Genomic DNA, 13,534 nt, shown 5'->3' with positions numbered 1-13,534 from the left:
AAAGGCAATAATTTGACAAAAGAGTCATTTTATTATGCTTTTTGCGAATGATGAATAAAATAGCAATAAAACTAGGGTAAAAAATGGCCAAAACAAAGCGTGCGTATGTGTGTAGTGATTGTGGCGCTGACTTTCCAAGATGGCAAGGACAGTGCAGTGCATGTGCTGCGTGGAACACAATTACCGAGTTTACTATTCCGAAAACAAAAGCCGCTGTAGGTGTCGCGAGTGCAACGAATAGTTATGCAGGTGCGTCGACCAAAGTACAGAAGCTTTCGGAAGTGAAAGCGACAGACGTACCACGTTATAGCTCTGGTATCTGCGAGTTAGATCGCGTACTGGGTGGTGGTATAGTGCCTGGTTCGGTTTTATTACTCTGCGGTGACCCAGGTGCCGGTAAATCGACGCTACTGCTGCAAAGCATAGGTTCGGTGGCTGAGCATAAGTCTGCGTTATATGTTTCGGGTGAGGAATCGATCAATCAGATCTCGCAACGAGCGGTGCGCTTGAAAACGCCTAACCTAGATAAAATCAATGTTGTGGCTGAAACCTCAGTAGAACAGATCTTAAATTTGGTTTCGCAGCAAAAAGCAGACTTTGTGATTATCGACTCGATCCAAACCATGACAGTGGCGCACAACGAATCGGCGGCGGGTAGCCCGAGCCAAGTAAAAGAGTCGGCGGCAGCGTTAACGCGTTACGCGAAAACCGAAGGCGTGACCTTTTTGATCATCGGCCATATTAACAAAGATTCGAACGTGGCGGGCCCGATGCAGCTGATCCACATTGTGGATGGCTTGTTTGCCTTATCGTCAACCTCAGATGAGAAATTCCGCGTACTGCGTACCTCGAAAAACCGTTTTGGTGCCGATTCAGAATCGTGCTTTTTTGCCATGACTGAGCAAGGCATGAAGCAGGTGAAAAACCCATCGGCGATTTTCTTGAGTCGCTCCGATAAAAACCATGCGGGCTCAACCTGTACCACCTTGTGGGAAGGAACACGGCCACTGCTGGTGGAAATTCAAGCCTTGTGTAATACCTCGGTCACTGAAAATCCACGTCGTTTATCGGTGGGTTATGATCATAACCGACTGGCCATGTCGATTGCGGTTCTGGCGCGTCATGGTGGGGTGATGCTGACCGACATGGATATCTTTGTAAACTGTGTCGGCGGGATCAAGATTGAGGAAACCTCGGCTGATTTGGCGGTGCTGTTAGCGATCTTCTCTAGCTTTAAAAACGCACCTATTCCGCAAGATGTCTTAGTGTTTGGTGAGATTGGTTTGAACGCAGATATTCGCCCAGCCGCGAATGGGGTCGAGCGTATTCGTGAGGCCGCTAAACAAGGCTTTACCCGTGCGATTGTGCCGAAAGCCAATGCCAGCCGTCAGGTGAGCGGGATTGAAATCATAGCGGTTGAAGATCTGCAAGAAGCGCTGGCGGCCTTTGATCGCGTGAGCTGATTACACCCATTGATAGCATGAGCTAATCGCTCCTGCTTGCATCTGGACAAAATACGGCGAATAAAAAAGCGAGTACTGTGATACTCGCTTTTTTATATCTAAATTGGCGCTTTACCCCAAGGTCAGGCTATAGCTGGCGCTGATCCGATTGACGAGAGGCCGTATTGGCCGTTTTAATCGTCGCTTCTAGCGATGGCGCTTGGGTCAGTTGCACTTGCATAGCAACCACGTTATTGATCATTTCCAGCATGGTTGCCCACTGCACGGATTTCTCTTTTTCAAATAATGAATCAAAGTTATCAGGTGTCCACATGACAAAGTTACGTGGATTCAGAGCGCGGCCTAAAAAGCGGATTTCGTAATGCAGATGCGGACCGGTTGATAAGCCTGAGTTACCCGTCCAGCCCAGTAAATCGCCTTTACGAACAAATTGACCACGCTTTACATTGAATTTCTTCATGTGTGAGTAGGTCGACATAAAGCCGAAGGAGTGGCTCAGCTTAATGAAGTTACCAGAGCCTTTATTACTCGGACGCACATTTTCAATCACACCGTCGGCAGGGGCATAAATCGGGGTGCCAATGTTAGCGGCAAAATCGAGCCCATTATGGCGTTTACGTTTGCCTGTCACGGGGTGAATGCGAGTGCCAAAGCCTGATGACATTCGAATGTTTGGCGTCGGGCTACCATTTGGGATCAAACGAAACAAAGTCCCACGCACTGCCGAGCTGATCGCGGCACTGTCGACACGCTGTTCCAGTGGTACATTGGTGTTTTCAGCTTGTAAGCCCAGAATCGCTTCGACGTCATCAATCCGCTGCTCTAGCATCATGAGTTCGTTTTTCTTGTCTTCCAACTCTTGGCTGAGCACTTGGTTGGTGGCGTTTTCTTCCGACAGGGAGTCACTGAGCTGTTCTGCTTGAACATTCAGTTGACTTAGCTGGACGTTAGAAACTTCATTTTGTTGATAAAGCTGGTAAATGTTAAAGCTACCGTAGCCCAACATACCGCCTAGGAATAAAACAAAAAAGGCCGCGTAGCGTTTCTTAAATCGATTGATCAAATAATGGGATGTCCCACGACGGTGGGACACCGAGATACAAATAGTGTCTGACATGATGATTCGTTACAGTTAAATGTTATGTAAATCCGTTAGGTGTTCGAGTTCGCGATGTAACAGTTCATCAGTGCCGACGTTCAATTCGACGAGGCGTTTTAAATGACTAGCGCTATCGATATCGATGTGGTGGATTTTCATGCGAAGGCAATCTTCGTTGTTATCCACTAATTGAGTTTCCATGCTCAATTCAATATCACACTCATGTAAACAAAAGGTGATGGTGTAAGTGTCATCGCGACTCGGGTGCCAGCCTGTAGGGCGGGTGATTAAAATCCCTTGTAACGATAGATCTCTTACATCTGTCTGCCAGTTGCCATCAGTTTGATGCAAGGTAGCAGGTGCTTGATACATGATGCGTTTAAAATGACGACGTTCAACCATAATTATTTATTCTTATTAGTAATTATAAAGGGTCGTGAGACATAACAAGCTTTGTGTAACAGTGTACGGTTAAATGGCCAAACACGCCAGTTAGATGATCACAAATTAAGCGCTTTATCAGCTAATTATACCGTGATAGCAAGGGTGTCGAGACCGAAAAAGGCACTAAATGCATGGCTGCTGAGAAGGAAGTGGCTCGGTGATCAAGTGGAAGGGTGGCGTAAGTTATGACCTATGGGACCTTGTTGCTGAGTGCCAAAAAGTGGAGACAAAATGCTAGGTACAGAACGCGAGGTACAAAAAAGGGCAGCCGAAGCTGCCCTTGATGCAATTCATACCTGAAATCACCAATAGTTGATGGGATCAGGCTGAACAGCGCATTACTTAGCAATACGCTTGTATTTAATACGGTGTGGTTCAGCCGCTTGTGCGCCCAATGTTTTCTTCAGCCACTCGGTGTATTCGGTGTAGTTACCTTCGTAGAAGTTAACTTGGCCTTCATCACGGTAGTCAAGAATGTGGGTTGCGATACGGTCAAGGAACCAACGGTCGTGCGAGATAACCATGGCACAGCCAGGGAATTCAAGCAGCGCTTCTTCCAATGCACGTAGGGTTTCTACGTCAAGGTCATTGGTCGGTTCATCGAGTAGCAGTACGTTACCGCCCGCTTTTAGCAGTTTTGCCAAGTGAACACGGTTACGCTCACCACCCGATAGGTCGCCAATCAGTTTTTGCTGATCGCTACCACGGAAGTTAAAGCGAGATGCATAAGCACGTGCCGGAATTTCAAAGTTGTTGATACGGATAATTTCCGCACCTTCTGAAATCTCTTGGTACACCGTGTTGCTGTCGGTCATGCTGTCACGGAACTGCTCAACCGATGCTAGGCTAACGGTGTCACCCAACTCAATCGTACCAGAATCAGGTTGTTCTGCGCCGCTCAGCATTTTGAATAGCGTTGATTTACCTGCACCATTGGCACCGATAATCCCCACGATTGCACCCTTAGGCATGCTGAACGATAGGTTGTCGATCAGTACACGATCGCCGAACGATTTCGTAAGGTTGTTCACCTCAAGCACTTTATCACCTAGGCGTTCACCTGGCGGGATAAATAGCTCGTTGGTTTCGTTACGTTTTTGGTGATCGTTTGTATTAAGCTCTTCAAAGCGCGCCATACGTGCTTTTGATTTCGCTTGACGGCCTTTAGGGTTTTGACGAACCCACTCCAGCTCTTTTGCGATCGTTTTCTGGCGTGCATTTTCTTGCGCAGATTCTTGTTGTAAACGTGCGTCTTTTTGCTCAAGCCATGAGGTGTAGTTACCTTCCCATGGAATACCTTCACCACGGTCAAGCTCTAGGATCCAGCCAGCAGCGTTATCAAGGAAGTAACGGTCGTGCGTGATTGCCACAACAGTACCGCTGTAATCGACCAAGAAATGCTCAAGCCAAGCCACAGATTCTGCATCCAAGTGGTTGGTTGGTTCATCAAGCAGTAGCATGTCTGGCTTATCAAGTAGTAAGCGACAGATTGCCACACGACGACGTTCACCACCTGAAAGGAATTTGATTTTCGCATCCCACTCAGGAAGGCGTAGGGCATCTGCCGCACGCTCTAGTTGCATGTCTAGGTTGTGACCGTCTTTGGTCTCAATTAATGCTTCTAGTTCACCTTGCTCTTTCGCAAGTTTATCGAAATCTGCATCTTCTTCTGCGTATGCTGCATAAACGGCATCAAGACGGGTTAGTGCGTCTTTTACATCAGCGACGGATTCTTCAACCACTTCGCGTACCGTTTTTTCTTCATCAAGCACAGGTTCTTGCGGTAGGTAGCCAACTTTAAGGCCAGTTTGAGGACGCGCTTCACCCTCAATATCGGTATCGATACCCGCCATGATGCGAAGCAGGGTAGATTTACCCGAACCATTTAGACCTAAAACACCAATTTTGGCGCCAGGGAAGAAGCTTAATGAAATATCTTTTAAGATTTGACGCTTAGGTGGAACAATTTTGCCCACGCGCGACATGGTATAGACGTATTCAGCCATATCCGTTGCTATCTCTAATCGTAAAGGAAGGGGGTATTTTACTCGACCTTGACCTAAGTTTAACAGTAATGTTCATAATTAGTGTTTAGTATGAGTGATACCAAATCGAAATGGAGTTTTCTTGTGTCAATGACTGTTATGAAAAAGGTGCTATATGCCGCGTGTATCGGGCTGGGAATTGGGGTTGCACCTGCATTACAGGCTGCCACACTCGATGAACAACGGGCATGGTACGAACAAGCACAAGATGCGCTTGAAGATAACGATGCCGAAAAATTCAGTCAGTTGCGGAACAAATTGGATAATTATCCATTAACGCCGTATTTGGACTATCGTGACTTTTCTCGCAGTTTAACAAACAAATCACCTGAGGAAGTCCACGCCTTTTTAACCCAATATAAAACCCTGCCTTTTCACCCCACCATTCAATATCGTTACGCCAGCTATTTAGCCATTGCGCAGCGCTGGGATGAGTTCCTTGCGTTTCAGCCAACCAAACCGCGTGGCGAAGTGCTGCAATGCCAGTTCTATTACGCCAAATTGCAGCAAGGTCAAAAACAAGAAGCCTGGCAAGGCGCGGCAGACATTTGGCAAAAAGGCAGTTCCATTGCCGATGAATGTGACCCGTTATTAGAGGCATGGCACAAGGCAGGTAAACGCCACGATGAAGACATTCTCGATCGGATGCTGCTGGTGTATGGCAAGGACAACAAACAGTTTCTAACGTATTTAAACAAGCAGTTATCAACCTCGGGCCGTATTAGCGGTAACAAGGTGATCCAATTGCTTGAGAAGCCCGCCATGGTGGCGGACTTTGCTAAAGCCAGTAAAGTCACCCCGTTCAATCAAAAGCTGACTGTGGTGGCGTATCAGCGCTTAGCCCGTAAAGATGTGAAAGAAGCGGTCAAACAATACACCCGCACCATGGATGGTCAGCACTATAGCAAAGCTAAACGCCAACAATTGGCCGACTATGTCGCCTCGCGGTTAATGACCACAGACAACGCTGATTTGATCACTTGGCGCGATAAGGTGATCGCCAAAAGTACCAAGGTGAGCTTGATTGAGCGTCGTATTCGCACTGCCATGCGTGACGCTGACTGGCAAGCGGTGAATGTGTGGGTAAAACGCTTACCCGCCAAAGCTAAAGAGACCACCCGCTGGACATTCTGGCAGGCGTACTTGTTAGCGCGTGAAGGTAAGCAAGCCGAAGCGAATAAAATTTATGAGTCTTTGCTTGGTCAACGTGATTTCTACAGTGTGGCCGCAGCGACCATTTTGAAAAAGCCGATTGAATACCCTATCAGCAAAAGCAAATTGGTAGTCAAAGACACCGATGACGATCGTGAATCGTTAAATCGCATTAAAGAGCTGGTCGCGGTCGATAAACTGTATGCTGCCCGTAGTGAGTGGGCGTATTTACTGCGCGGTAAAAAGCCAGATCAAGCCTTGAAGCTCGCTACTTATGCAGCTGCGAACCGTTGGCACCATCTTGCAGTACAAGCCACCATTGCAGGGCGCTTATGGAGCTACCATGAACTGCGCTTTCCTTTAGCGCATAAGTGGTGGTTTGATTTCTTCAGTAAAGAGCGCGATTTACCGACCACCACTATGATGGCATTAGCGCGCCAAGAGAGTGCTTGGAACACCGAAGCGCAATCGCCCGTGGGCGCTCGTGGTTTAATGCAGTTAATGCCTGCCACTGCCAAAGAAACGGCCAAGAAGCTAGAGCGTAACTACAAAGGCAAAGACAGTTTGTTTGATCCTGGCGTGAACATTCGCCTCGGCAGTGGTTATTTGAAGATGATGCTAGATCGACATGACAATAACCGCGTTTATTCATTTGCGGCTTATAACGCAGGGCCAAGCAGAGTCAGCCGTTGGCAGAAACAAACCGATGGCCAACTGGATGTGTTCACCTTCATTGAAGCTATTCCGTTTAATGAAACCCGTGGCTATGTGCAAAATGTGCTGATGTTTGATGTGTACTACAGTAAGCGCATGGGCCAGAAAAAGCCTTTACTCACGCCCGAGGAATTACAAGCAAGCTATTAACTGCCCAGAGAAACAGGTAATATTTGCGTCAGAACGTAATGCCCAGAATGAGGTTTAAATGTCCACTACCACTGAAACACCGGAATTTACCGAGTGGCAACAGGTAATTGATTTGTTGCGTCAGGCATCGGATGAGCAAAAAGACGATGTATTGATGAAGCTGTTACTGACGCCAGATGAACGTGATTCTTTATTATCTCGTGTGAATATTTTTCACGAATTGCTAAATGGTGAGCGTAGCCAGCGAAAAATCAGTGAATTACTGGGTGTTGGGGTAGCGACGATTACACGGGGTTCTAACGAGCTCAAGCATCATGATGCTGATGTGAAAGTGTGGCTGGCGGAATTACTGAAAAAACAGCTATAACGAACGCTGTAAGCGTAACGTTAACCTGCGATTAAAATGAAAGCCCGTGAGATTGACCCTAAGCTAAGGTCGATGTCATGGGCTTTTTGCTGGCCAGCGATTGGGTACTGAGAGCAGAACGCAAAGGCCTAGCATTAACGCTGAACTAATCTTGTGGGAAAAGTGCAGGGTTTAAAAACGGGATCAACGCCAAGATCAAGGCTTGTTGATACACAGAACTGCGACTGAGTTTATGGTTCGTCAGCATCGCAATCGCGCCGCCTTTTTGTTTAATGTTGGTTTCATTAAACATGGTATCCATCACATCACCGAGTTCGAGGCCTTGTTCTAGCTGTGCCAATGCCGCTGGTGGCAAAGGTAGCGATGCTGAACGCGCTTCACCACGTAAGGCGCCAGATGCATGCTCACCACTTTCAATCACCATCCAAGCGAAAGTGTGCGAACCATCTATGCCTGCTTCTAGCCCAACATAATAGTCAGCATTCGACACAAGTGCGCGGGCATTTTTAACACGGTTACGTGCGCCGAGTAAGGTTTCTTCTGCCGTCATGGGTTGGTCACGCACTTCGCTTGCCACGCTGACACCTTCAAAATTACACGTTAGGTGAGGCAGTGCTTCAGCAAAGGCATTTTCGACCGCAGAAATTTTAGCGGGGTTGGTTGAAGCAACAATAATCGTGGCCATGAACATAATCCGTTAACGAATAAAGAGAGGCCATGATTGTACAAATACAAACAGGCGCCGTGAAGTAATACCAATCTGGGTAAGTAAATGTTCAGGTGATTGCGCAGGAAAAAACACTGAGAACAAGGCGTAGATTGCAGATAGCTAGTTGTTCTATCTACAAAATCTATAACGCAGTTATCATTGATTTTAACCAGCAAGAACGATCAGTTACTTAGTTAGATTGGTATCATAGCGCCTATTTAAATCATCTACTGAGCGGGAATCATCGTTTAAAGATTAACGATCGTAAGCCCAATCAGACTGAATGATGTAACCGTGGATTTGGAACTCATCATTGTTCACAAATAGGTTAGGGAAATCAGGTTGCGAGGTCGAGAACACCACACCATCGGCTAGTTGCGTCATGTGGTAGAAATCAGGTTCGCTGCCACGTACCGAAGCAAACACGGGTTGCTTCGGGCGGTAGCTTGCTGTGCGTGTAGCCAGCGCGTAGCTGCCGACTGGCGCACAAAGTGAGATGTTTTCGTTATCAACAAACAGGCCCAGGCACTCGTCACGATCTAGGTGAGCGGGGATTGCACGTTTGCTAACAACATCCACGGTTGCGCCTTGGCGAAACGAAGAGAAATCTTTACGGTGAATAACCGGAATGTAAGTGGCGGTAGAACCTTGGCTTACTTCATTGTTAATGGTTGTTGTTGCTTGCGTGCCTGTGTCTACTTGGCCTGTTAGCAAGTAACTGATCGAAGTGTTTAGGGTTGTCGCGATGGTTTCTAGCTCGCGCACTTCAATACCGTATTTACCTGATAGCTTACGGCTCATTGTACCTTGTTGAAGGCCTAAGGCTTCACCCAGTTGCTTTTGGCTAATGCCTTGAATTTTAGCTAATCGCTTAATTCTTTCTAAATATTCCATAATGTAGCTTCCTGCTCACAGTAGATTTGAATGCAAAAGGCATTCTTAAAAGTCATAACTTATTTTACTGATAACAAAATCAAAGGAATTACTGGGGTATAAAAAGTGCGATGGGTTTCGTTAAAGGAATATATTTCAAAAAGGTTATGGGTAAAAAAAGGGACAAAATTCGAGTTAAGAAATAAGGGGGAGCTAAAAATGTGTCACTTTAGCGGTGTTTTTGGGAGGAGGGTCATGATTTGTACGTGCTTCAGGGATTGAAATATCTTCTTTATGTGATATCAGGCCGTATTATGATTCAGTGCTCATACTTTTGTTATGCGCTTAGTTGTCTTTTGGGACAAAAGTGACTTTCGTATAGCGTATATTGATGTGAATGACGCCGTCAATAGATGAAAAACCTATCTTACGCTGTTTTCACCTATATGCTCTATAAAGGTGGGACATTATACATCTTGTTTGCTAACCGCAGGCCACTCCTCTATGATGCAATAAGTTTAATAATCGACCTATCACTATGTCTGCAACGCTCTCATTTTACCAACAAAATACCATAAGCCTTTGTCAGCAATATAACTCGTTGGCATTTGAGGATGTTCACGCAAGCTGGAAGCCGTTTTGGCCGTACAGTGGCGATCAGGTATTGGATGTTGGTGCAGGGAGCGGTCGAGATGCAAAATGGATGGCAGCCCAAGGTTGCGATGTTATTGCGTTAGAACCTTGTGATGCATTGCGTCAAGCAGGGAAAGCGCACACAGACGCCGCGGTAACTTGGCTTAACGATGCCTTGCCCGCCTTGAGTAAAACTGAAAACTTAGGGATGCGTTTTGACTGTATCTTAGTCAGTGCGGTTTGGATGCACCTTGCCCCAAGTCACCGAGAACGCGCGTTTCGCAAGCTGTCTAATTTACTGGCCTCCAATGGTCGGTTGGTGATCACCTTACGCCATGGCGGGTTTGATGATGGTCGCCAAGACTATGGTGTATCGGTAGAAGAAATAGAGCAGCTTGCTAAAAACAGCGCGCTGTTAGTCAAGCACACTAGCGACAGCCAAGACTCACTCAATCGCGCTCAAGTGCATTGGCAAACCGTGGTATTAAGCCTACCAGATGATGGTTCGGGTGATTTGAATCGCGTGCGCCATATCATTGTCAATGACAGCAAATCAGCCACCTACAAACTCGCGTTACTACGTACCTTGCTACGGGTGGCGGATGCCCATGCAGGTGCTGTGATTGATCGCAGCGACGGTAAGGTTGCGATCCCCGCAGGGTTAGTGGGGCTGTATTGGATGCGCCAGTTCAAGCGTTTGATTGATATCGACATTGAAGGTAGTGGGGGTATTCAACAAAACTCCAATACCAGCAAAGGGTTGGGTTTTGTTAAAGATGATGGCTGGAACAAACTTAAACATTTAGCCGCCGATGATTTAACCGTTGGGGCGATGTTTCTTGGTGACGAAGCCCAAGCATTACAAAAAGCGCTGTCGCATACCTTAGCGACGATTAAAAGCGGGCCTGTAACCTTTATATACCAAGGTGATAAAACGAATCGCTTATTTGATATTCAGCCTTCATCGCAACGTCGCAAAACTTTATCTTCACTTGTTATCGACAGTGACTTTCTAGCTAGTTACGGCAGCTTTGTGCTGGATGAAAGTTTGTGGGAGTGTTTCCTTTTATACAACGCATGGATAGAGCCGTTAGTGGTTAACCAATGGATTTTAGAAATGCAGCGCTTTGAGCTAAACCGCACCCGCAATATTGGCCTGCAAATTTACCATGATTGCTTGGTATGGATAGACAAAGATCATGATACCCGCGATGTGCGCAAGCGGGTCGCTGAACTTAAAAAACAAGATGCAGATTTATATAGCGTGTGGAGTGGCAGCAAGCTTAAAGATACCTTCCACATCGATCACTGTCTGCCATTTGCTTACTGGCCCAATAACGACAAGTGGAATTTGCTACCCACGACCGCCAGTGAAAACCTGAAAAAGAGCGATAAAGTCCCAACCTCAAATCGTCTACAAGCCTCAAAAAGCCGTATTCTCGATTGGTGGCAATTGGCGTGGGGCGAAGACTACGCGCTACAAACACGATTCTTCTCTGAAGCCGCATTATCACTGCCTAATATTCCCCCACAATGCCACGACTTCGAGCAAGTGTTCGAAGCCATGGGGCTACAAGTACGGGGCGTAAAGAGCCGATTGCTAGTAGGGGAGTGGTAGTCATAATGGGTATACTAAATAGGGCGCTAAAAGCAGTGTTCCTTGCTGTGTACCTAAAAAGCAAAGATATCTGAGGGGGCGTAACGCATAGGTACGTTAAGTCTTTGGTTTATTGCAGATACAAAAACGGGACATCCGAAGATGTCCCGTTTCCAAACGTTTGGTGGGCTGGCGTAAGTTGATCTGACTGTTTAAGCTTTTGATTTAAATTGATAACTATCAGTTTGATTTTTCACTGTGTACCTTGTGGTGTACCCATTTTTGTTTATCACCTCAGATCTATTCATAATTAGCTTATCTTTACTTGCTGTTTTTAAAGTCGTACTGCTAACGCATTTCTACTTTAAGGTGGCTACAGAGTGAGTAAGCTTTGTACAAGTTGGTGTTATATCCAATATATTCGAAACTTGTTGCCAATATGCAGGTAGAGAAACTACCGTAAACATATTAATTTTATCAATGAAGTCCTCACATACTGTGATGATTTTTACTATATGATATATAAGGATTAATTATGTCTAAAGGTAACAGTACTCGTGGTCCATCAAGTCATCCAGGTCCTGGCGGTAATTGGCCTTCTACAACTGGTGGCAAGTCTGGAGGCGGGCGCGGTAATGCTCCTGCTAAAAAGTAAATAATATTCAAGGAAGGGCCTGTAGGCCCTTTTCAATATATGAAAAATGAACATTGTAGTTTTCCTACCATTGGTGATTTGATTAGGGGAATCTTCAACGCTTCAGGGTTACTCGCTAGGAAAAACGCTGAAGAACGAATTATTAATGAAAGTAATAAAAAAACAATCCAGATGAAACTTAAGAGGTTGTCAGATGAAACCTCAAGGCTTGATGATCAACTTAATGAACTACTCTCTTTATTGACAGATTTACTATATGAGGTAATTCGTGACGAAAAGGTTGTGTTGGCTATAATGGCTTCATTGGATGATGTTTTAGCTCAATACAAAGACTTGATAAGGGAAGAAGGGACTTACTTATCTTATAGTGATAGTGTGAAATGGTTGATTTACTCTCGAGGTTTGGAGAGATTAGTAATATCGATTAATAAAAATCAGCTAGCTTTTAATATTTCTCAATCTAATTTTAACTTTCCAAAAGATTTTCGATGGTGGCTCCCAACTTTTAGTGAAGAGGGCGTTGTTTGGCCTATTAAAAAAGTGTGGTTATGGATTTACTCTGAAATGGATATGTCTCAACGTCAGTTTCATTTGATATCCGGAAAACATGCTGAACAACAAGAGCGATACTTAGAAAATGTACAACGTTGGAGTTGTGATAGACAATTACCTTCTACCAACGCAATGTTAGATTGTTTGGATAGGTCATTATTTTTATTAAAAACGGATAAGAATCTTAATGTTTCAGAGTGCCAGGAAAATGCCTTTCGCACTGCGTTGCTTATCGCCAGGATTTCAACTTACGTATTTAAATCAATTCAAATACACTTTGGTAATCACTTTACTAAAAGTATAACTAGAACGATTTCTGTTCAGTATAATAGATTGAAAAAAGAGTCTGAAGATATCAGGGGAATATGCAAAAAGGTAAATGACCTCTCTGGTAATATACCGAAAAATATCACAGATAACTTGATATTTGATGCCGTTACTCAATACTGGTATAACAAATCAGATAAAATAATAAAGTGTTCTCACTTGAATGAAATAATGTCTCTTTCAAAAAATAACAAGTTACCGTCTAGGAGTAAAATTCGGCAGATAAGGAATCAGGTTGGAGGGTTTATGCTTTCCTCTGTATTAAGGCAATATAAGATTGATTTTATAATGATGCCAAGTCAAGAATTTGGCAACTTATATTTTGAAGGGCTAAGGATAAAGAAAGGACCGAAATCGACAGAAGAAATTGTTAGCTATAGAAATAAATTAATAAATAACAAATTGATTGAACAATTAGAATGGTTAGTGAATTGGTCCTATGCTAATTACTATTACCGAATAGAGTCTTTTTCAGATGCCTATCCTTATTATAAAATGGCTTTTGAACAAGGAAAGTACAGTGCTGGTAAAAATCAATATATGCTAGTTAATCAGTATATTGAGATTTGCGCAAAAAATAACAAACTAAAAGATTTTAAAAAAGGAATCTCTTGGGCTAATTATTTAGGTTTAGATGTTCGTTGGTTAAGGAATATGGAAGATCCTGAATCAGAGGAAAGTATAAAATGCTTATATGCTTTATTTAGTAAAGCAAGATATTTTGATGTATAACTTTTAATATTGAAATTTAGTT

At 44.6% G+C, this 13,534-nt stretch carries 10 protein-coding genes; 5 read left to right on the top strand and 5 right to left on the bottom strand.

Annotated features, from left to right (window positions below; translation table 11 throughout):
- Nucleotides 1-83: 83 nt before the first annotated feature.
- On the top strand, nt 84-1,463 hold the full coding sequence (gene radA, locus OCU77_RS13940; RefSeq protein ID WP_048898036.1) for a DNA repair protein RadA: 1,380 nt from the start codon (nt 84-86) through the stop codon (nt 1,461-1,463).
- Between the two features lie 127 nt (nt 1,464-1,590).
- Here the strand turns inward: radA and OCU77_RS13935 are convergent, their stop codons facing one another.
- The 3 genes from OCU77_RS13935 to ettA form a co-directional block, all read right to left on the bottom strand.
- Nucleotides 1,591-2,580, bottom strand: a complete 990-nt coding sequence (locus tag OCU77_RS13935; RefSeq protein WP_048898037.1) for a M23 family metallopeptidase — start codon at nt 2,578-2,580, stop codon at nt 1,591-1,593.
- 15 nt (nt 2,581-2,595) lie between these two features.
- Nucleotides 2,596-2,964, bottom strand: a complete 369-nt coding sequence (locus tag OCU77_RS13930) for a PilZ domain-containing protein (RefSeq protein ID WP_048898038.1) — start codon at nt 2,962-2,964, stop codon at nt 2,596-2,598.
- 380 nt (nt 2,965-3,344) lie between these two features.
- A complete protein-coding gene (gene ettA, locus OCU77_RS13925) occupies nt 3,345-5,012 on the bottom strand; it encodes an energy-dependent translational throttle protein EttA (RefSeq protein ID WP_048898039.1) in 1,668 nt (555 codons plus the stop codon).
- A gap of 138 nt (nt 5,013-5,150) precedes the next feature.
- Here ettA and sltY point away from each other — a divergent pair, with 138 nt between their 5' ends.
- Both sltY and trpR read left to right on the top strand, forming a co-directional pair.
- Nucleotides 5,151-7,067, top strand: coding sequence for a murein transglycosylase (gene sltY / locus OCU77_RS13920; RefSeq protein ID WP_244915174.1), 1,917 nt, complete (start codon nt 5,151-5,153; stop codon nt 7,065-7,067).
- 58 nt (nt 7,068-7,125) lie between these two features.
- Complete coding sequence (gene trpR, locus OCU77_RS13915) at nt 7,126-7,434, top strand: trp operon repressor (protein WP_048898040.1); 309 nt, start codon at nt 7,126-7,128, stop codon at nt 7,432-7,434.
- Between the two features lie 145 nt (nt 7,435-7,579).
- On the opposite strand, the gene yjjX is transcribed toward trpR, so the two are convergent.
- Both yjjX and OCU77_RS13905 read right to left on the bottom strand, forming a co-directional pair.
- Complete coding sequence (yjjX, locus tag OCU77_RS13910; RefSeq protein ID WP_048898041.1) at nt 7,580-8,119, bottom strand: inosine/xanthosine triphosphatase; 540 nt, start codon at nt 8,117-8,119, stop codon at nt 7,580-7,582.
- Between the two features lie 279 nt (nt 8,120-8,398).
- Complete coding sequence (locus tag OCU77_RS13905; RefSeq protein ID WP_048898042.1) at nt 8,399-9,037, bottom strand: helix-turn-helix domain-containing protein; 639 nt, start codon at nt 9,035-9,037, stop codon at nt 8,399-8,401.
- Nucleotides 9,038-9,554: 517 nt separating this feature from the next.
- Between OCU77_RS13905 and OCU77_RS13900 the strand changes: the two genes are divergently transcribed.
- Nucleotides 9,555-11,267 carry a class I SAM-dependent methyltransferase gene (locus OCU77_RS13900; protein WP_107302784.1) on the top strand — a complete coding sequence of 571 codons (1,713 nt, stop codon included), beginning with the start codon at nt 9,555-9,557 and terminating at the stop codon, nt 11,265-11,267.
- Nucleotides 11,268-11,940: 673 nt separating this feature from the next.
- Nucleotides 11,941-13,512, top strand: coding sequence for a hypothetical protein (locus tag OCU77_RS13895; RefSeq protein WP_048898043.1), 1,572 nt, complete (start codon nt 11,941-11,943; stop codon nt 13,510-13,512).
- Nucleotides 13,513-13,534 lie beyond the last annotated feature (22 nt).

The sequence above is a fragment of the Photobacterium swingsii genome (assembly GCF_024346715.1).
Lineage (GTDB): Bacteria > Pseudomonadota > Gammaproteobacteria > Enterobacterales > Vibrionaceae > Photobacterium > Photobacterium swingsii.
Note: the sequence above shows the minus strand (reverse complement) of the source record. Positions and strands in the feature narration are given on the sequence as shown.